This is a genomic window from Micromonospora sp. LZ37 (assembly GCF_059359015.1).
The window spans coordinates 420281-439032 of the sequence record NZ_JCADBL010000003.1; the positions used below are offsets into that span (position 1 = coordinate 420281).

Sequence of the window (18752 nt, forward strand, 5' to 3'; positions counted from 1 at the left end):
GACGGATCTCCGACAACTGAACCGCTACCGATGATCACGGCTCCTTTGAATCTGCTCAACGGGGTTCACGGCGGCCTGAATTGCTTGCAGGCATCAACCTGACGGTGGATGCCGCCGCTGCCGCACCATCCTTAGTCTTTCTCAGACGCGCGTCGAACAGCTCATTCTTGATCAGTCCCCTCGATCGGAAAAGGAGCCGTTTCGCTCATGTGGACCCCTGAGGAAATGGAAGCGATCTGCCGCGCCTTGCGCGCGGAATCCGAGGGCCGGGACGACCCCGAGGTGGGCCGCCGGGTCGCCGATGAGGCGCTCATTGAGGACATGGAGCGTGCGGTGCAGGAGTACCGCGAGTGGTATGCCAAGCACCGCGCGTCCGAGCCCATCGAGGACTCGGTCGAGCCTCCGGCTGAGCTTCGGGAACTCCTGTGGTTGATCGGTTGGATGATCTACGAGGCAAGCTGGCAGATCGTACGATGGGCGCGGCCCGCCGACGGTGGTGCCGAGATCGACCTGCGGGCCGCCCGTCTCGTTCGGCAATTGGCGCAGCTCGCTCGGGTGCTGCCGTGGCCGCATTTCGCGCCACGTGCTCTCGGCGCGATTCGTGCCGACGCGCTCGTCGCGTCCAAACGGGACACGGCGCAGGGCTACAACGAGGCGTTCCTGCTGCACAAGGAGGCTCGCGAGCGGCGCGGTCATTATGTCGAGAGCCACGGACGTGCCCCGGGCCGCGAGCGGGAATGGTTGGGCCTCGAGGAAATCTTCGTGCAATTGGTACTCGCCGAGACCGGGACGGCGTGCCGCACGGCGGAGCGCATCATCGGCCGGTGGTGCGACGAGCTCGACAAGGAAGAGCAGGAGCGGCAGTGGAGCGCCGACGACGAGGAGCACTGGGTGGAGCTGCTGTACCAGCAGCTGTCACTCGGCGTCGTCATCGGCGAGGAGGCGCTGGACAAGGTCGCCGAGGTCGAGCGCAAGTACGGTCTGGTCAAGCGGGTGGACCGCAACCGGCTCAGTCTGCACACAGCCTTCCGAAACCCGGGCATCATGACGGCCCGCGCGGCACTGCATCTGCTGCCGCTGACGTACGAGATGGAGGCGCTCGGGTTGGGGCCCGGCTCCGAGTACGAGGACTGGTCCGAGATGCGGGAGGCGACCGTGCGGCGCTTCGTCAAGGCCTACCAGGCCATCGAGCAGCTCGTGCACGACGAGGACGGCAAGCGCGTCCCTCTGGTCATGGACCATCGACGGTCGGTGGCCCAGCTCCGGCTCAACGCCGCGATCGTACTGCCCGGCCTCGATCTTCCCTCCACTCTGGAATTCGCCGACTGCCTCGAGCGCAACCCGCTCGATGACGCCGCGGCCGAGGCGCTGTCGGCCTGGCTCGCCGAGAGGGACGCCAAGGGAAGGCTCAACGGAAACGCGAACGCCATTGGCAGCGCGACGATGCCGGCGTTCCTCCGGGGCGTCAGGGCGTGCCGCGAAGACAGGGGTGCCGACCGCGGGTATCGGAAGTGGCGCCACACCTGGCTCCACCTCGACCGCTACATCGACGAGGAGGGCCGCCACGAGCGGCTGACCCGCGTCCTGAAGGATTGCTGACCCGGCCGGATCAGGCAAGGCCCAGCAGCAGCGCTCCCGCAACCGCGAAAGGTGGGGCGGGTGACGGCGGGCACCCATCGGTTCGTCGCCGTCACCCCGCCCGCCTGGACGCCTGACTCGGTGCCGACGCCGCCCCGAGAGTGCCGCTGAGCAGGCACGTGGGGACGACGGTCGGTCAGCGCGTGTAGGCGGCGAAGAGGATCCAGGCGATGTCGGGCCACTTTCCTCTCAGCCACTCCAGCTGGGCGTCGCGGAGGGCGACGTCCAGCCGGGTGCCCTCCATTCGGCTCCTTCGCACGATGTAGGCCGCGGTCCTGCCGGCCGAGAAGTCGATCACGTCGTCGATGCAGGCCACCACCTGCTCCGCGCCGCCGGCGAGCGTCGCCATGACGAAGTTCAGTGGCTCGGCGTGCTCGATGTTCACCAGTCGGCCGACCTGACACGACGCGACGAGCAGAGACTGCGGCCAGTGGAGCGTGAGGGCCCTTCCGGCGCTGATCGGGGCGTCGGGCAGCAGAAGGGTCTGGCCGAGGCCGACGCCCTCGCCGTGCGAGGCGATGTGCGCGTACCGCCACTGTCCGTTCTTCCGCGACAGCGCGGCGGCGAGCGTGTCGGGCAGGGCGACCGTCGGGCCACCCTCATCGTCCAGCGCGCACTCGGTGAGCGGCACCTGGCCGTCCTGTCGCCTGGGAATGCCCCAGGCGACGCGTTCCGTTTCGACATCCACGCCCTGCCCGCCCGCGTGTGCCCGCGCGACCAGTTGGATCAGGGCAGGTCCGGCCGCGGGTGCGGTCGACCGACCGGACAGGCAGGTGAGCAACGGTGTCTGCGTGATGACAGCTCGCTCCACCAGCCGGGTGCGCTGGTCGATTCCGAGCGCCGGCCAGGGCATCAGACTGAGCGCGGAGTGCGCCGAGATGACCAGTGTGACGGGCTCGGCAGCCGAGGCCAGCTTGTCGCGGAGCGGCACCGGCAGGAGTTGCTCGCCGAGCGCCCCCCAGTCGACGCCGGTGCTCAGGACGCGTCTCAGCGCGACGGTCGCCGGCTCGATCGCCGTGATGAACGCGGAGAGCGCTGCGTTCATCGGAAGCTGGCAGAAGGAGATCGCGCCACTCGGCTCGATGAGCGTCCGGAACCAGGTGGTGTCGCCGCTGACCGTGTCCGGGAGGCCGACGTAGTCGAGCGCGTAGCGGTTGCCGATCGAGTCGATCACTCGTGCGATGTTCGCGGGAACAGGTACCACGGCCTCCGCGAGCAGCGGCGAGACTGCTTGCTCGATGCGCAGTCGCAGATCGTGGAGGACTTTCTCGCTCGCCGCGGTCGCCCCCCCGAGCTGTTGGCCAGATTCGGCCGCGACCACCTGGTCGAGCAGGCTGCGCAGCCGTCGGCCCTCCAGCCACGTCCGCCACTGGCCCTCTATCCACCGGCCCTCCACGTCGAGCCGGTCGGCGCGCATCCGGCCGGCAAAGCCCGACTGCTTCGCCGACAGCGCCACCCGTAGGCCCAGTTCGGCGGCCTGACGGCCGTCCAGCGCCCCGGCAGCGCGGGCGATGTCGCCGTAGACGCGTCGGATCGCCGCTGCCAGCGGGCTGCCCGAGCGCGAGATCACCCGCCAGCGGTCGCGGAGGCCCTCGATGGTGCGGAGTGCGTCGTCCAGATGGTCGATGACACGGTTGACGGTCGGCAGCGAGCGACCGTCGCCGTCGATGAGCAGCTCCGCGCGCGCCAGCGACAGCAGCAGGTCTTCGATGTCGTACTGCGTGGCGCGCTCTCCGGTTCGGTGCAGATACCGCTGAGCCTTGGCGAGCCGGCTGGCCGCCTTGTCGCGGTCGTTTTCCGCCCAGGTGGCCAGAGCCGAGGCGTAGTCGATGCGGTGGCGGCTGACGAACTGGCTGGCCTCGACCGCCTTCCAGTACCCCTGCTCGGCCTCGCGCAGTTTCTGCCGGGCCTTTGCGGTCCGGCCACTGAGCAGAAGCGCAGCGGTCAGTTCGTAGTGGAAGTGGGCGCGGAAGATGTCTGCGCCGACCCCGACGAACTCCTTGTCGTCCCGGTCCGCGAGAGAAATGGCCGCCGCCAAATTGCCGCTGATCCGGAGATCACGGATCGCGCGGTAGAGAAGTGTCCGGCCCCGGTAGAGGTCCCGGTCGAGCTCTTCGCCGGCCAGGGTCTCGCGGGCGGCTGCCAACCCGGCGAGGACCTGGGTGTGGAACAGGGTCACGTCGACATCGGCCGGAGCTGCGAGGCGGAGGTTGAGCTGGCGGCAGAGGCGGACGATGACCCCCGCGTTGTCGCAGGAATCGAACAGGACCCACGACGGGTCCACATCGGTCGCGGCGTTGCGGGCGGTGTCGCAGTACATCTGCAGGGCGACGGAGAAGAGTTCGGTCTCGTGCCGGAAGACATGCTCGTCCGTCATGCCTTCGTTGACGACGCCGACAGCCGCCTCCGCGTCCCGGGCGAGCATCATCAGGTCGTCGCGGGCGAGGACCCGACGGACGGCGGCGGGAAGTGCGCCTTCGGTGGGCATCGGTCGAGTATTGAATCGGTCCGTTACCACGTCAATCCTGCGAGCGGAGGGCTCCATAGTCAGCTTGCCGATACGTCCACACCATTGACTGGAGTCTCAATTCTGGTGAAGTAAATGACCATGGAGGAGATGGATCTGCAGGATCTGGGCGCCCTGTTGGACCAAGTCTTAGAGAGCGAGTTGGACGATTCTGGCTGGAATCAGGTGGATCAAGCGCTCTCGCTGATCGAAAAGTCGCCGGGAGCCGACAGCGAGGACTGGATCACTGGCAGGAACGACCTGTTCATCCTGCTGACGACGAGGACCGGCTCGGTCCTGGGCGGCTCGCCCAGCGGCCCGGGCGACGGACGTGACCCGCAGACCGAACGGAGTGGCAAGCCGGCTCCGCGCCAGACGCGGGAGCATCTGATCATCATGATGCACCGGGTCGGTCACGTGCCCCGTCAGGAGCGGCGCGTCGATGACTCTGCGTAGACCGGCGCTCATCGTCCACACCTTCTTCGTGGTCGGAGAGGTGAGGACCTCCGGACGCCAGGGGGTCTCGGATCCGACGGCCGAGGCCGTGTCGGCGTTGTGGCACCGTACGGCGGCGCTCGGCATGACGGAGCCCGTCGACCAGCATCCGACGGAGCTACCGACGATCGGCGGCCCCGGTGCGGGCGAGCTGGAACTGCTCGCCGCCCGGCGGCAGGTCGTCCCCGGTGCGGCGTACGTGGCGCTGGCCTACCGGCGGCGCGACATCGTCGTGGTGAGCGTGCTGTTCGCGCCGAACGACGACCGGGTCGGCTGGCAGGCGCTGAGCGACCGGTGGGCGTCGGCGGTCCCGGCAACCTCGGGTGCGGAGCTCAGCACCACGACGATGTACCTCGGCGTGGCGGACGGGGTGGGGGTCGGCCGCACCGGGAGACGGGCCGGGGACCCGGGCCGGCGGGCGAGGCGCCTGCGTGGACAGGTGCCCGGACCGTCGGAGGAGCCGGACGGGGAGTCGTGGTGCCGCGTCGCCGACCGGCTACTGCTGTGGGAACTGCCAGCGGACGGAGGGTACGGTCAACGCCGACACCTCCTGCTGGCCGATCCGGCCGACGATCGCATGTTGGACCGGTTGACCTGGCCGATCGACAGCTCTGTCCTGCCGCCGTTGACCCGGCACCTGCTGAACGTGGCCGAACTCCAGCATCAGCAGGTCGTGCTCGAGACGGCCGTGCCGAGCCTGCACGCTGCGGTGCAGGAGACCGAACGGGCGTGTGAGACGCTCGCCGACCTGCTCAGCACAACGGTTGAGCCGTCCAGGCAGCAGCTGCGGGCGGCGGCGCGGGACCTGGACACGGTGCAGGCCCAGCAGGGCGGCCTGGTCTGGGCATCGGCCGACGCCAGCACGATGGCGGGGACGGTACTGGGCATCCGCAACAACATGGAAGCCGTCCTCGACCGTGAGCTGCGATGTCGGTCCGGGGGGCCGTTAGACCGGGACCGGGACTGCGCGGTGTGGTTGGCCGACCAGATACACATCGAGCTGGCCTACCTCGATGCCGCCTGGCGTAGAGCTGATCGGATCGGTGGCCTCGCGGCGGCTGTGATCGAGGATCGGCAGCGTCGCCACCAGGAGGGGCTGGTCCTCGTCCAGGGGTCGGTCCTGAGCGCTCTGGTCATGGCGCTGACCGCAATCCAGAGCCTTGAGTACGAGGTCCCGCTGGCGGGGCCACTGGTGCCGCCCGTGGTCTGCGTGCTGGGGATCTTGGCGCTGGTGCTTCCCGCGGCTGTGCTGCACTGGCCGCGCGCCGCCGGCTCGGCGCCCCCACGCCGGTGGTTCGTCACGGGTGGTGTCGTACTCGGTGCCGCCATCGGATGGCTGGCGGCCAGCACCGGCTGGTGGCTGGCACGCGACGTCCCGGCACCCCGGACGTGGTCGGCTGTCCTGGCCGTGGTCGCTGCGGCAGGGGGCACATCGGTGGCGTTGATCCTGACCCGTCGGCGGAGGACATGACGCGAGGCGGCTGACAGCTTCAGTGGACCGGTCCGCTCGACAGCGTCGACGCAACCGATCCGCCGCCGCACGTCGAAGAGGGGACGCCATGGACTTCGCCTTCGCCACCGAGTCCGGCCCCGGCCGGCCCAACGAGGATCACGTCATCGTCTCGGCCGGCTTCGCGATCGTCCTGGACGGCGTCACCCAACCACCGGACCTGGACACCGGCTGCGTCCACGATCCGGTGTGGCTGGTGCGGGCGTTGGGCGCCGCCCTGGTGGAGGCGTTGACGATCGAGCCGGCGGCGCCGCTCGACCTGATCCTGGCGACGACCATCGAGCAGGTACGCGGACGGCACGGTGGCCAGTGCGACCTCGCGAACCCGAACAGCCCGTCCGCCACCGTCGCGATCGTGCGCGAACGCGACGACGAGGTGGACTACCTGGTGCTGTGCGACTCGTCGGTGGTGTTCGAGGACGGGAACGGCATCACCGTCGTCCACGACGATCGCACCGACACCCTGCCGGCCTACGACCGACACACAGTGGCGCGACTGCGTAACCGGCCGGGCGGGTTCTGGGTGGCGTCGACGGTTCCGGGGGCGGCCGCGGAGGCGCTGACGGGCAGCGTGACTCGTGACGGTCTGCGCCGGCTGCTGCTGTGCACCGACGGGATCTCACGACTCACCGAGTCCTTCCGGCTGGACTGGGCAGAGGTGTTCACGCTGGTCGAGCGGTCCGGCCCGCGCGGCGCGATCGACGCCGTCCGGAAGTACGAGGCGGCCTGCCCGGAGCGACTTGCCCGGCCGGGCCGTGCTCGGGTCAAACGCCACGACGACGCGACACTTGCCGTGTTTCAGTCGTTGTCCTGAACCGGTAGCGGAAGTCCTCGGAGCCGCTGACGGAATCCCGACGGTGCTATTGCCGAGCAGGGCCTACGACGGTTCAATACTGCCGTTCTTGTTCGCACGGAACGATCATCATCACACGCGCCGACCCGCAACCGTACCGTTGCTCCACGATCATTCGCTTTCGGAGGTCGTGGCATTGCGGCGTCGGGCGCCCGGTCCGACGGGATGTGCCAATTGTGATCGAGGAAGCGGGCAGTTCGATGCCCTTCGACGAGCTGTACCGAGTGGCGGCGATGGACGCCAAGACGCTGCAGGACCGGATCCTGACGGCGGCGCGAACGACCATCGACGTCAGCGACGGACGGGTGGCGGCACTGGCACTCGCCAACGCACTCCTGGCCGTGGTGCAGGAGTACCTTGAGCGGACCTCGAACGAGCATGACGTGGAGTTGTTTCTCGAGGTCAACGGCAGGCAGCCGGACGACGTCGCTTCGTGGCCGGTGAACATTCTGGCGGGCCTCAGACTACGGCGGACCCCGGCGGACGACTGGCACTCGATCTGCGAACGCGCGGTGCAGTTGGCCGTGCGGCGGCTCCGGCCGGCACCGGGATCCTGACAGCGCCACGCGGCGGCGAGGAGCAGTGAGCGTGGTTCGGACGGTCAGTAGGCTGGCCGGGTGACAACCACGTTTGCTGATCTCACCACGATGCGGGTCGGTGGTCCGATCGGTCGCCTGCACGTCCCGACGACCACTCCGGAAGCCGTGGAACTGCTGCACCAGAGCACCGCCGTCGGTGATCCGGTCCTGGTCATGGGGGGCGGGTCGAACCTGGTGGTGGGCGACACCGGCTGGGACGGCACCGTCATCAAGATGGCGACCTCCGAGTTCGACATCGACGGCGAGCTGGTGACCGCGGCCGCCGGCGTCGAGTGGGACCGCCTCGTCAAGGCCACCGTCGACGAAGGGCTTGCCGGCCTGGAGGCGCTGTCCGGCATCCCCGGCCTGGTCGGGGGCACACCGGTGCAGAACGTCGGTGCGTTCGGCACGGTGACCTCGGACGTCCTCGAGGCGCTGGCCGTGTACGACCGGCAGACGGGCCTTCTGGAGCGGTGGACGCCGGATCGCTGCGGCTTCGGCAGCCATCGGCAGTCCGTCTTCAAGCACAGCGACCGGTGGGTCGTGGTGGAGGTGACATACCGCCTGCGCCGGAGCAACCAGTCGAGGCCGATCGAGTACGCGGAGCTTGCCGCGAGACTGGGGATCGAGGTCGGGGGGACCGCGGCGCCGGCCGACGTGCGGGAGGCGGTCCTCGCCCTGCGTCGCGGCAGAGGGATGGTCCTGGACCCGCAGGATCACGACACCTGGAGTGTCGGTTCGTTCTTCATCAACCCCGTCCTCACCGACGTGCCGGACAGCGCCCGGGACTGCCCCCGGTACCCCGATGTCAAGGGCACGAAGTTGCCCGCGGCGTGGTTGATCGAGCATGCTGGTTTTCCCCGTGGCTACGGTCATGAGTGGGGGAACGGGACGGTCGCGCTCTCCAGTCGCCACGCGCTCGCCGTGACCAACCGGGGTGGTGCCACCACTTCCGAGATCATGAAGTTCGCCGCGCACATTCGGGAGGGCGTCGAATCTCGCTTCGGTATCCGGCTGGGTCCCGAATGCGATCTGGTCAACTGCTCGTTCTGAGTTGTTCTCGTGGTGCGCCGGACGGTCTCCCGCCCACCTGGCCCTGCCGGTCGACCACCGAGTCGTCGGCTCCGTCATTGACCGACCGACGTCACTGTCGACTAGCATTCGTGACGGGCGTCATGGCTCCTCCTGTCCACACGTCACGAAGCCCGTGAAGGAGAAGCATGGTCAGCTTCGCCGCTGTCGCCCTTCCGACCTGCGAGTCGAACCTCCGTCCTCAAACGGTGGCGGCGGAGATCCACGGCTGGGCCTCGTCGGCGCCGATGCGCGCGCTGGTCGCGGAATACGGCGGTACGCTGCCGTCGGCCGGCGTCGGCGAACTACTGACGTGGCTGGAGGCGTTCTCCGACGAGCACTGGGACTTCCGCAAGCGCGACGGCGTGGTCGAGCGCGATCAGGTGAAGGCCCCGCACTTCACCGCTGCCACCGCTGATCTGATTCTCGCGGCGGCGACTGCCCTCCATCTCGTCTACGCCGGCCGCCCCCCGCACGCGAAGTACGACCATCTGCTGGTTCTGGGCGGCCTTGGCCGAGCCTGTCTGCAGCGCACCGAGTACGCGGCCCAACTCGTCCGCGACGGCAGCGTCGTCGTCCCTGAGCTGGCGGCGCTCGGCAGTTTCCGGCCGCTCAACGAGCAGGAGACGGCCCTGCCTGCCCTCGCGACCAGCTGCTACGAAGTGGATGCCATGGACGTCGGCGTCCGGATGGGATTCGGGCTCGAGGAACCCGTGCTGCGGGAGTCCTCAGACGGCCCCGTGACGCATCAGTCCTGGCAGGTGCGGACGTACCAGGCTGCCGGCTGCCCAAGTGTGCACGTGCTGGCAGCGCCGTCCAGCGAGCCGGAGTCCCGCCGCGCCAACACCCCGGACACCTACGAGTTCTGGGCCCGCCGGTTCAGCCTCCGCTCGACTGACCGCATCCTCGTCGTCACCTCTCCGATCTACGTGCCCTTCCAGCACAGCGACGCGATCCGGATGCTGGCGATGCGGTACGGGTGCGCGATCGACACGATAGGTTTCGACCCGGCTCAGGTCACGACTCCCATGGCGCCGGGAGCCACCGGTCCGGACCGATACCTGCAGGAGATCCGGTCCGGCATCCTGTCGATGCGACGCCTGCACCACGCGCTGGCCGAGAGCCTGGCGGCGTGACACCGTCCGTCTTCACCCGAATGCCATTACCCACAACGGTGCCGGGTGGTCACCACCGCGCCGAGATCGTGGGCTGCATCGATGCCTGGATCTGCTCCCCGGCAATGACCGCGCTTCTCGACGAGTTCGGCCATGGACCGTTGCCTACGGGTCCGCTCGTCGACCGGCTGCAAGCGCTGGAGAGCTTCTCGGCCGCCCGCTGGGACTACCGCAAGGGGGGCCTGGAACGGCATCAGGCCCCGGGTGAGAGCTTCCCGGCCGCGGTCGACGCGCGGATCCGGTCCGCCGCCCGGTCGCTGGGGTTGGCCGACCGGCTGATGCCTCTGGGTCAGCACTACGACCACATTCTGGTTCTCGGCGGCGGTGTCCGCACCATGATGGCCCGCGCGAATCTGACCACCGAGATCCTCCGGCAGGGCATCAGCACCACCTCGGTCGCGGGCCTCGGCAGCCTGCGCGAGCTCGACAATCAAGGCGAGGATGCCCGCCGGCTGGGGTTGGGTGAGTGTCCCACCGAAGGTGACGCGGTCGACGAGGCGCTGCGCCACGCCTTCGGCGCGGAACGTCCGACCGATCGGTGGTCCGGCCGGACCGAGGCCGGTCAGCCCTGGTGGCTGCGCTCCTACCTCGACATACACCCCCCGGTGCACGTGCTGGCCGCGCCGTCGACGCGACCCGGGCAGCGCGCCAACACCGCGGACACCCTGACCGGCTGGGCGGAACTCGTGCAGTCGCCACGGGTCGGATCGCGACTGCTGCTGGTCACGACCGACATCTTCGTCCCATTCCAGCACTGCGATGCCGTGCGGCTTCTGGGCCTGCCCTACGGCTGCGAGGTCGAGACGGTGGGCTTCGACAACACGTCGAATCCCTGGGTCCCGCAGGCGAGGACGTTCGCGATCCTGCAGGAGGTCCGGTCGGCCATCCGATCGATGCAGGCGCTGTACCAGGCTGTCTCCTGATCCGCAGGAAGCGCGGCACACCGCTGCGAATTGAGTGGCCGATTAGCGCAAGGAGCGGGGGAAACGCGAGCGGCGGGTCGCCGTGCCCGCGGAAACCGCAGAGGCGCGGTTGACGCGCTGTCAGGCGCGGACGGTCGCTGCGCTACACAGTGACAGTTGTCCCTGTCGTCGGGTGGTGAGAGCGTGCGGGGACCGATCAGCCGCTGAAGGGTGCGACGATGACCACCGACGATCTGCTGGCCCGGCACCGGGCCGTCCTGCCGTCCTGGATGCCGCTCTACTACGCCGAGCCGATCGAGCTGGTCTCCGGCTCGGGACGCCGGGTGACCGACGCCCAGGGGCGCACCTACCTGGACTTCTTCGGCGGCGTGCTGACCACCATGATCGGTCACGACATTCCGGAGATCCGGGAGGCCGTCGAGCGGCAGCTGCGCACCGGCATCGTGCACAGCTCGACGCTCTACCTGGTGCGGCAGCAGATCGAGCTGGCCGAGAAGATCGCCCGGCACTCCGGCATCCCGGACGCGAAGGTGTTCTTCACCAACTCGGGCACCGAGGCCAACGAGGCGGCCCTGCTCTTCGCCACCAACCATCGCCGCTCGTCCCAGATCCTCGCCGTACGCAACAGTTACCACGGCCGGTCGTACGCCACCATGGGCGTCACCGGCAACCGGAGCTGGTCGGCGAGTGCGCTTAACCCGTTGCAGGTGGCCTGGCTGCACTCCGGTGAGCGGCTGCGCGGCCTGCTCGCCCGGCTGCCCGAGGCCGACCGGGTCGACGCCGCCGTGGAGGACCTGCGCGAGGTGCTGGCCACCCAGACGGCGGGCGACGTGGCCTGCCTGATCGCCGAGCCGATCCAGGGCGTCGGTGGCTTCGTGCACCCGCCGGACGGGCTCTTCGCCGCCTGGAAGAAGGTCCTCGACGAGCACGGCATCCTCTTCGTCTCCGACGAGGTGCAGACCGGCTGGGGGCGCACCGGCGAGCACCTGTGGGGCTACCAGGCGCACGGCGTCACCCCGGACCTGCTCACCTTCGCCAAGGGCATCGGCAACGGCTTCGCCCTCGCCGGCGTGGTCGGCCGCGCTGAGCTGCTGGAGTCGGTGCCCGCCATCAGCTTCTGCACCTTCGGCGGCAACCCGGTCTCCACGGCCGCCGGCAACGCCGTCCTGGACTACCTGCTCGACCACGACCTCCAGGCCAACGCGGCCCGTACCGGGGCGATTCTCGCCGACGGCCTGCGCGCCGAGGTGGGCGGCCTGGACTGTGTCGCCGAGGTACGCGGCAAGGGGCTGATGCTCGGCGTCGAGTTCGTCCGCCCCGGCACCACCGACCCCGATCCGGCGCTGGCCACCCGGGTGCTCGAGGCGTGCCGGGCCGGCGGCCTGCTCGCCGGCAAGGGTGGCCTGCACGGCAACGTGCTGCGGATGGGTCCGCCGCTGACGCTGACCGAGGACGAGGCCCAGGAGGGGCTGGCCATCCTGGTCGACGCGATCCGCTCGTCGGCCGAGGTGTCGGCGTGAACCTGATCGGCCACTTCGTCGACGGCAAGCGGATCTCCGGCGGTTCCCCGCGGCGCGGCGACGTCTTCGACCCGGCCACCGGCCGGCGTACCGGTCAGGTGGAGCTGGCCTCCGGCGGGGACGTGGCGATGGTCGTCGAGTCCGCCGAGCGTGCCGCGCGGAGCTGGCGCGACACCTCCCTGTCCCGGCGGACGGCGGTGCTCTTCGCCTTCCGCGAGCTGGTCCACGCCCGCCGGGACCGGCTCGCCGAGGTGATCACCGCCGAGCACGGCAAGGTCCTCGCCGACGCCGCCGGCGAGGTGCAGCGCGGCCTGGAGGTGATCGAGTACGCCTGCGGCATCCCCTCGGCGCTGCGCGGCGGCTTCAGCGAGAACGTCTCAGGCGAGGTCGACTCGTACAGCCTGCGCCAGCCGCTCGGCGTGGTCGCGGTGATCTCGCCGTTCAACTTTCCGGTGATGGTGCCGCTGTGGTTCGTGCCGGTCGCGGTGGCCTGCGGCAACGCGGTGGTGCTCAAGCCCAGCGAGAAGGACCCGAGCGCGGCGCTGCTGCTGGCCGAGTGGTTCGCCGAGGCGGGCCTGCCGGCCGGGGTGCTGAACGTGGTCAACGGCGACAAGGAGGCGGTCGACGCGCTGCTGGAGCATCCCGCGGTGAAGGCCGTCTCGTTCGTCGGCTCCACCCCGGTCGCCCGCTACGTGCACCAGCGCGGCGCGATGGCCGGCAAGCGGGTGCAGGCGCTCGGCGGGGCGAAGAACCACATGGTGGTGCTTCCCGACGCCGACCTGGACCTGGCCGCCGACGCGGCGGTCAACGCCGGCTTCGGGTCGGCCGGGGAGCGGTGCATGGCCATCTCCGCGCTGGTCGCGGTCGAGCCGGTCGCCGACGAGCTGGTCGCGAAGATCGCGCAGCGGATGGCGGGGCTGCGCACGGGGGACGGCCGGCGGGGCTGCGACATGGGCCCGCTGGTCACTGCGGCGCACGCCGAGCGGGTCCGGTCGTACGTGGCCTCCGGGGTGGCCGCCGGCGCGGTGCCGGTGGTGGACGGGCGCGACGTCGAACCGGACGGCGCGGCGGACGGCTTCTGGCTCGGCCCGACCCTCTTCGACCGGGTCACCCCGGACATGGCGATCTACACCGACGAGATCTTCGGCCCGGTGCTCGGTGTCGTCCGGGTCGGCTCGTACGACGAGGCGGTCGAGCTGGTGAACGCCAACCCGTACGGCAACGGCACGGCGATCTTCACCAACGACGGCGGCGCCGCCCGGCGCTACCAGCACGAGGTGGAGGTGGGCATGGTCGGGATCAACGTGCCCATCCCGGTGCCGATGGCGTACTACTCCTTCGGCGGCTGGAAGTCGTCCCTCTTCGGCGACCTGCACGCGCACGGCGAGGACGGGGTGCGCTTCTACACCCGGGGCAAGGTGGTCACCAGCCGCTGGCTGGATCCGCGCCACGGCGGGGTCAACCTCGGTTTCCCCACCCAGACCTGAGCAGCCGCAGGGTGCCCGCCCCGGCCAGGTACGCCACCAGGGCCGGGACGGGCATCCCGAGCGGCTCGGGCGCCGACTTCGGCGTCACCGCGTTGACCACCAGGGCGTACACCACGGCGGCGAAGCCGGCGGCGACGAGCGCGGTGCGCGCGGTCGCCCATCCGCCGGCCCACCGCCGGCCGGCGTCGCCCGGCCGGTCGCCCGAGTGCCGGCGGTCCGTCCGGCGGCGCCCGGCGCGGGCCTCGACGGGCCCGAAGACGGCGACCAGGACGGCCAGCACGACGGTCAGCATGAGCACCCAGGGCACCCGCCAGGCCAGCCAGGCGGCCGAGCCCACCGGCGGCGTCGGCAGCAGCCCCACCGCGTCCAGGGTGCCGACCAGCAGCACCGCGGCGCTCAGGTGCCACAGGAAGATGGTGAGCACGACGGCGTTCACCGCGATCACCGCCTGCCACGGCCGGCTGCGGTGCAGCCACCGCTCGGCCCGGTCGCGCAGCAGCAGGATCAGCCCCAGCTGGGCGGTGGTCAGGGTGAGCAGGGCCAGGCTGGGCGGCGCCGCGTTGTCCAGCCGCTCACCCGGCATGTTGAGCATGGCGACCGGGTACGGGCCGACGCCGGTCAGCAGCACCGTCGCGGCCAGCCCGCCCAGCAGCGCCGTCCAGCCGGCCCGGCGCGACAGCGGCAGGCGGCGCGACCGCAGGCCGCCGGGTCGCGGTGGCCCGGCGGAGCGCGGTGCGCGGGCGTCCGGCCGGTCCGGCCGCCGGGCCTCGTACCAGGCGAAGCCGAGCTGGTGGACGGCGAGCCAGCCGAAGAGGTAGTTCGGCAGCGCCAGCTCCGCCGGGCCCACCGCCCGCCCCACGTCGCCGACCGCGACCAGCGCCGCCAGCACCAGCGGTACGGCCAGGCCGAAGCGCCGGTGCAGCGCGTACGTCAGCGGGGTCAGCGGCACCACCACGAGGTAGGCGGCGAGGAACCAGAGCGGGATGCTGGCGAACCAGACGACGGTGCGGACCATCGGCGCCTCGACGCCGGCCGCGCGGGCCACCACCGCCCCGGTGACGAGCACCAGCAGCAGCGCGGTGGTGGGCCGCAGCAGGCGGGCGCCCCGGTCCAGCAGCCAGCCCGTCACCTCGCCGCCGCGGTCCCGGTGCCGGGTCAGCGAGGCCGCGTTGGCGTAGCCGCCGACCAGGAAGAAGATCGGCATCACCTGGGCCGGCCAGGTGAACGGGTACAGCCAGGGCAGGTCGGCGAGCGCCGACCGTCCGGTGGGCTGGCCGGCGGCGTCGCGGCCGATCACGGCGACGGCCCAGTGACCGAGGACGACCATCGTGATGGCCAGCGCGCGGAGCAGGTCCACGTAGCGTTCCCGGCTGGCCGGGGTGCGCTCGGCGAGCTGTCGCAGGCGGCGCATGGGATCAGGCTATGCCAGCCCGGGGACGGCCGGTGGTGATAACGATCGGCCGCCGGGGCTTGAAGTCGGCGCGCTCCTGCCGTAAGAATTCTTCAGCAACACGACGTGAACTGAAGACATTCGACGTGCCTCGCGCGGTGGACGCCATCCCCCATGCACCGGCGCCCGCCCGACCCGATCCGAGGAGAGCTGATGAACAGGCGTGACATGCTCCGGCGTACCGCCGCCGCCGGCCTGCTGGCCACCCCCGCCGCCGGTCTGCTCGCCGGCTGCGCCACCGGCGGTGGCGACGACAAGGCCCAGGGCGGCACCTACCAGGGCACCAAGAGCGAGCAGAACCCCCTCGGCGTCAAGGAGGACGCGCCGCTGGAGGTGGTCATCTTCAACGGCGGCTTCGGCGAGGAGTACGCCAAGGCCCACGAGGCCATGTACAAGGAGAAGTACCCGAAGGCCGAGGTCAAGCACTCGGCCACTCAGGAGATCAGCAAGACCCTCCAGCCGCGCTTCGTCGACGGCACCCCGCCGGACGTGGTCAACAACTCCGGCGCCGGCCAGATCGACTTCAACGGCCTGGTGTCGCAGAACGCCCTCGCCGACCTCGGCGACCTGCTCGCCGCGCCGAGCCTCGACATCCCCGGCAAGACCGTCAAGGACACCCTGCTGCCCGGCGCGGTCGAGGTCGGCTCGTACGACGGCCGGTTCCTGGTCTTCAACTACACCTACACCGTCTACGGCATCTGGCACTCCGCCAAGCTCTTCGGCGAGCGCAACTGGGCGTACGCCAAGACCTGGGACGAGCACATCGCGCTCTGCAAGCAGATCAAGGCCGCGGGCATCGCCCCCTGGACGTACGCCGGCCTGCACCCCCGCTACATGAGCTGGCCGCTGATTTCGACGGCGATCAAGTTCGGCGGGCCGTCGGTCGCCACCGCGATCGACAACCTGGAGCCCAACGCCTGGAAGTCCGACGCGATGAAGGCCGCCGCCGACGCCTGGCACCAGATCGTCAAGGACAAGTACATCCTGGAGGGTTCGCCGGGCCTGGACCACAAGCAGTCGCAGACCGCCTGGTGCCAGGGCAAGGCCGCCTTCATCTCCTGCGGATCGTGGCTGGAGAGCGAGCAGAAGGACGTCACCCCGGCCGGGTTCAACATGACCATCGCGCCGACCCCCAGCCTGGGCAGCGGCGACAAGCTGCCGTTCGCCGCGATCCGCGGCACCGCCGGCGAGCCGTTCATGGTGCCGGCCAAGGCGAAGAACATCGCCGGCGGCCTGGAGTTCTTCCGGACCATGCTGTCGAAGAAGGGCGCCCAGGACTTCACCCGCAAGGTCTCCAGCCTGACCGTGGTGGCCGGCTCGACCGAGGGCGTGGAGCTGCCCTACGGGCTGGACACGGTGGTCAAGGCGCTGGACGCCTCCGGCGCGAACGGCTTCAACTGGGTCTACAACAACTACTACCGCAAGCTGGAGCGGAACCTGGTCGACGCCGCCTGCGGCGAGTTCTTCAGCGGCCGGATCGGCCCGGCCGAGTTCCTCGACCAGTGCCAGAAGGGCGCCGACTCGATCGCCCAGGACAGCTCGGTCAAGAAGTACAAGCGGGCCGTGTGACACCCGGCCGGTGGGGGCGGGCCACCCGTCCCCACCGGCCCCCGAGGTAGGTAGGTCCCATCGTGAGACATGGCAAGTACCCGCTGATCGTCACCTTCCTGGTGCCGCCGGTGCTGCTGTACGTCGTCTTCGTCGTCTCGCCGTACCTTCAGGCGTTCCAGATCTCCACCACCGACTGGCTCGGCTACTCCGCCGACGCCAACTCGGTCGGGCTGGCGAACTTCAAGGCCCTCTGGCGCGACGACTACGTCTGGAACGCGTTGAAGAACAACGCGATCCTGCTCGCCCTGGTGCCGGTGCTGACCATCGTGCTCGGACTCTTCTTCGCCACCATGCTCAACATGGGCGGGCGCAAGGGCCGCGCCGGGGTCACCGGGGTACGCGGCACCGCGCTCTACCGGACCGTCTACTTCTTCCCGCAGGTGCTCTCGGTGGTGATCATCGCGCTGCTGTGGAAGGAGGTCTACCACCCCAACAAGGGCCTGCTCACCAGCCTGCTGCACGCGGTGGGGCTGGGCTCGCCCACCTGGCTCGGCGACCCCCGGACCGCCTTCTGGTGCGTGCTCGCCGTGATGGTCTGGAGCAACGTCGGCTTCTACGTGGTGCTCTTCGGCGCGGCCATGTCGGCGGTGCCGAAGGAGATCTACGAGGCGGTCATGCTCGACGGCGCGTCCCGGCTGACCACGCTGCGCCGGGTCACTCTGCCGCTGCTCTGGGACACCGTCCAGGTGGCCTGGGTCTACCTCGCCATCTTCGCCCTGGACGGCTTCATCCTGGTGCAGCTGATGACCAACGGCGGGCCGAACTTCTCCACCGACGTGATCGGCGTGCGGATGTACGACACGGCGTTCGGCAGCGAGACCAAGTTCGGATACGCCTCGGCGATCGGCGTGGTGATGTTCTTCCTGACCCTGTCGGTGGCGGCGCTGTCGCTGCGCGCCGGCCGGCGTGACCGAATCGAGTACTCGTGACCACCCTGGACGAGGTCGCCCCGATCACCGCGGCGACCGAGCGAACCGCCGACCGGCCGGTACGTCGGGACCTCGGCGTCGCCAACGTCTTCTCGCACGGCTTCCTGCTGTTCTGGGCCGCGCTGACCGTGCTGCCGCTGCTCTGGATGTTCGTCAGCTCGTTCAAGAGCAACGGCGAGATCCTCGCCGACCCGTGGGGGATGCCCGAGACGCTGCGCTGGGACAACTGGGTCCGGGCCTGGACCGGCGCGCACATCGGCCGGTACTTCCTGAACAGCCTCGTCGTGGTGGCCGGCTCGGTCAGCCTGACCATGCTGATGGGCGCCACCGCCGCGTACGTCTTCGCCCGGTACGAGTTCCGGGGCCGGCAGTTCGTCTACTACCTGTTCGTCGGCGGCCTGATGTTCCCGGTCTTCCTCGCCCTGGTGCCGCTCTTCTTCGTGGTCCGCAACGCCGGCCTCTTCGGCACCTGGACCGGCCTGATCCTGGTGTACGCGGCCTACTCGCTGCCGTTCACGGTCTTCTTCCTGACCGCCTTCTTCCGCACCCTGCCCACCTCGGTGGCGGAGGCGGCCATGGTCGACGGCTGCGGACACTTCCGGCTCTTCTTCCGGGTGATGCTGCCGATGGCCCGTCCGGGACTGATCAGCGTGGCCATCTTCAACTTCCTCAGCCACTGGAACCAGTTCCTGCTGCCGCAGGTGCTCATGCAGGGCGACGAGTCGAAGTGGATGCTCGCCCAGGGGCTCTTCGCCCTCTCGGTCAGCCAGGGCTACGCGGGTGACTACGCCCGGCTCTTCGCCGGGCTGAGCATCGCGGTGCTGCCGGTGCTCGCGGTCTACGTCGCCTTCCAGCGGCAGGTCCAGTCGGGCCTGACCGCCGGTCAGCTCAAGTGAGTCTTGACCGGTAGCGATCATTGTTTCCGGACCCCGGCCGGGAGGGCGGGCCGCCGCGCGGTCGGCGCTCGCCCTTCCGGTTGACCGATTTGACCGGTAGGGAAAGTCCT

At 69.9% G+C, this 18752-nt stretch carries 15 protein-coding genes; 13 read left to right on the top strand and 2 right to left on the bottom strand.

The window, feature by feature from the left end; translation table 11 throughout:
• Window positions 1-207 precede the first annotated feature (207 nt).
• Window positions 208-1599 (top strand): hypothetical protein, encoded by a 1392-nt coding sequence (locus AC5L3Z_RS09550; RefSeq protein ID WP_494841141.1) that lies wholly within the window; start codon window positions 208-210, stop codon window positions 1597-1599.
• A gap of 175 nt (window positions 1600-1774) precedes the next feature.
• On the opposite strand, the gene AC5L3Z_RS09555 is transcribed toward AC5L3Z_RS09550, so the two are convergent.
• A complete protein-coding gene (locus tag AC5L3Z_RS09555) occupies window positions 1775-4126 on the bottom strand; it encodes a hypothetical protein (RefSeq protein WP_494841142.1) in 2352 nt (783 codons plus the stop codon).
• A gap of 114 nt (window positions 4127-4240) precedes the next feature.
• On the opposite strand from AC5L3Z_RS09555, the gene AC5L3Z_RS09560 reads away from it, so the two are divergent.
• From AC5L3Z_RS09560 to AC5L3Z_RS09600, 9 genes are all read left to right on the top strand, one after another.
• Window positions 4241-4600, top strand: a complete 360-nt coding sequence (locus AC5L3Z_RS09560; RefSeq protein ID WP_494841144.1) for a hypothetical protein — start codon at window positions 4241-4243, stop codon at window positions 4598-4600.
• A complete protein-coding gene (locus tag AC5L3Z_RS09565; protein ID WP_494841146.1) occupies window positions 4587-6110 on the top strand; it encodes a CATRA conflict system CASPASE/TPR repeat-associated protein in 1524 nt (507 codons plus the stop codon). The genes AC5L3Z_RS09560 and AC5L3Z_RS09565 overlap by 14 nt, the downstream gene beginning before the upstream one ends.
• A gap of 88 nt (window positions 6111-6198) precedes the next feature.
• Window positions 6199-6963 carry a protein phosphatase 2C domain-containing protein gene (locus AC5L3Z_RS09570; RefSeq protein ID WP_494841148.1) on the top strand — a complete coding sequence of 255 codons (765 nt, stop codon included), beginning with the start codon at window positions 6199-6201 and terminating at the stop codon, window positions 6961-6963.
• Window positions 6964-7178: 215 nt separating this feature from the next.
• Window positions 7179-7559, top strand: coding sequence for a hypothetical protein (locus AC5L3Z_RS09575; protein WP_494841150.1), 381 nt, complete (start codon window positions 7179-7181; stop codon window positions 7557-7559).
• A gap of 60 nt (window positions 7560-7619) precedes the next feature.
• Window positions 7620-8633 carry a UDP-N-acetylmuramate dehydrogenase gene (locus AC5L3Z_RS09580; RefSeq protein WP_494841152.1) on the top strand — a complete coding sequence of 338 codons (1014 nt, stop codon included), beginning with the start codon at window positions 7620-7622 and terminating at the stop codon, window positions 8631-8633.
• Window positions 8634-8800: 167 nt separating this feature from the next.
• Complete coding sequence (locus AC5L3Z_RS09585) at window positions 8801-9787, top strand: hypothetical protein (protein WP_494841153.1); 987 nt, start codon at window positions 8801-8803, stop codon at window positions 9785-9787.
• On the top strand, window positions 9784-10749 hold the full coding sequence (locus AC5L3Z_RS09590; RefSeq protein ID WP_494841155.1) for a hypothetical protein: 966 nt from the start codon (window positions 9784-9786) through the stop codon (window positions 10747-10749). Before AC5L3Z_RS09585 ends, AC5L3Z_RS09590 begins: the two co-directional genes overlap by 4 nt.
• Before the next feature lie 218 nt (window positions 10750-10967).
• Window positions 10968-12269, top strand: coding sequence for an aspartate aminotransferase family protein (locus tag AC5L3Z_RS09595; protein WP_494841157.1), 1302 nt, complete (start codon window positions 10968-10970; stop codon window positions 12267-12269).
• Window positions 12266-13756, top strand: coding sequence for a CoA-acylating methylmalonate-semialdehyde dehydrogenase (locus AC5L3Z_RS09600; protein WP_494841159.1), 1491 nt, complete (start codon window positions 12266-12268; stop codon window positions 13754-13756). Before AC5L3Z_RS09595 ends, AC5L3Z_RS09600 begins: the two co-directional genes overlap by 4 nt.
• Here the strand turns inward: AC5L3Z_RS09600 and AC5L3Z_RS09605 are convergent.
• Window positions 13728-15167: an acyltransferase family protein gene (locus tag AC5L3Z_RS09605; RefSeq protein WP_494841161.1), complete on the bottom strand. Its 1440-nt coding sequence runs from the start codon at window positions 15165-15167 to the stop codon at window positions 13728-13730. The genes AC5L3Z_RS09600 and AC5L3Z_RS09605 overlap by 29 nt on opposite strands.
• A 192-nt stretch (window positions 15168-15359) precedes the next feature.
• Between AC5L3Z_RS09605 and ngcE the strand changes: the two genes are divergently transcribed.
• The 3 genes from ngcE to AC5L3Z_RS09620 all read left to right on the top strand — a co-directional run bounded on the left by ngcE (window position 15360) and on the right by AC5L3Z_RS09620 (window position 18642).
• Entirely contained in the window at window positions 15360-16775 is a 1416-nt protein-coding gene (ngcE, locus tag AC5L3Z_RS09610) for an N-acetylglucosamine/diacetylchitobiose ABC transporter substrate-binding protein (protein WP_494841163.1), read from the top strand.
• Window positions 16776-16837: 62 nt separating this feature from the next.
• Window positions 16838-17746, top strand: a complete 909-nt coding sequence (locus AC5L3Z_RS09615; RefSeq protein ID WP_494841164.1) for a carbohydrate ABC transporter permease — start codon at window positions 16838-16840, stop codon at window positions 17744-17746.
• A complete protein-coding gene (locus AC5L3Z_RS09620; RefSeq protein WP_494841166.1) occupies window positions 17743-18642 on the top strand; it encodes a carbohydrate ABC transporter permease in 900 nt (299 codons plus the stop codon). Before AC5L3Z_RS09615 ends, AC5L3Z_RS09620 begins: the two co-directional genes overlap by 4 nt.
• The last annotated feature ends 110 nt before the right edge of the window (window positions 18643-18752 follow it).

Coding starts and splice junctions, on each gene's coding strand:
- AC5L3Z_RS09550 (WP_494841141.1), top strand. CDS start 208: ATGTGGACCCCTGAGGAAATGGAAGCGATCTGCCGCGCCTTGCGCGCG.
- AC5L3Z_RS09555 (WP_494841142.1), bottom strand. CDS start 4,126: ATGCCCACCGAAGGCGCACTTCCCGCCGCCGTCCGTCGGGTCCTCGCC.
- AC5L3Z_RS09560 (WP_494841144.1), top strand. CDS start 4,241: ATGACCATGGAGGAGATGGATCTGCAGGATCTGGGCGCCCTGTTGGAC.
- AC5L3Z_RS09565 (WP_494841146.1), top strand. CDS start 4,587: ATGACTCTGCGTAGACCGGCGCTCATCGTCCACACCTTCTTCGTGGTC.
- AC5L3Z_RS09570 (WP_494841148.1), top strand. CDS start 6,199: ATGGACTTCGCCTTCGCCACCGAGTCCGGCCCCGGCCGGCCCAACGAG.
- AC5L3Z_RS09585 (WP_494841153.1), top strand. CDS start 8,801: ATGGTCAGCTTCGCCGCTGTCGCCCTTCCGACCTGCGAGTCGAACCTC.
- AC5L3Z_RS09595 (WP_494841157.1), top strand. CDS start 10,968: ATGACCACCGACGATCTGCTGGCCCGGCACCGGGCCGTCCTGCCGTCC.
- AC5L3Z_RS09605 (WP_494841161.1), bottom strand. CDS start 15,167: ATGCGCCGCCTGCGACAGCTCGCCGAGCGCACCCCGGCCAGCCGGGAA.
- ngcE (WP_494841163.1), top strand. CDS start 15,360: ATGAACAGGCGTGACATGCTCCGGCGTACCGCCGCCGCCGGCCTGCTG.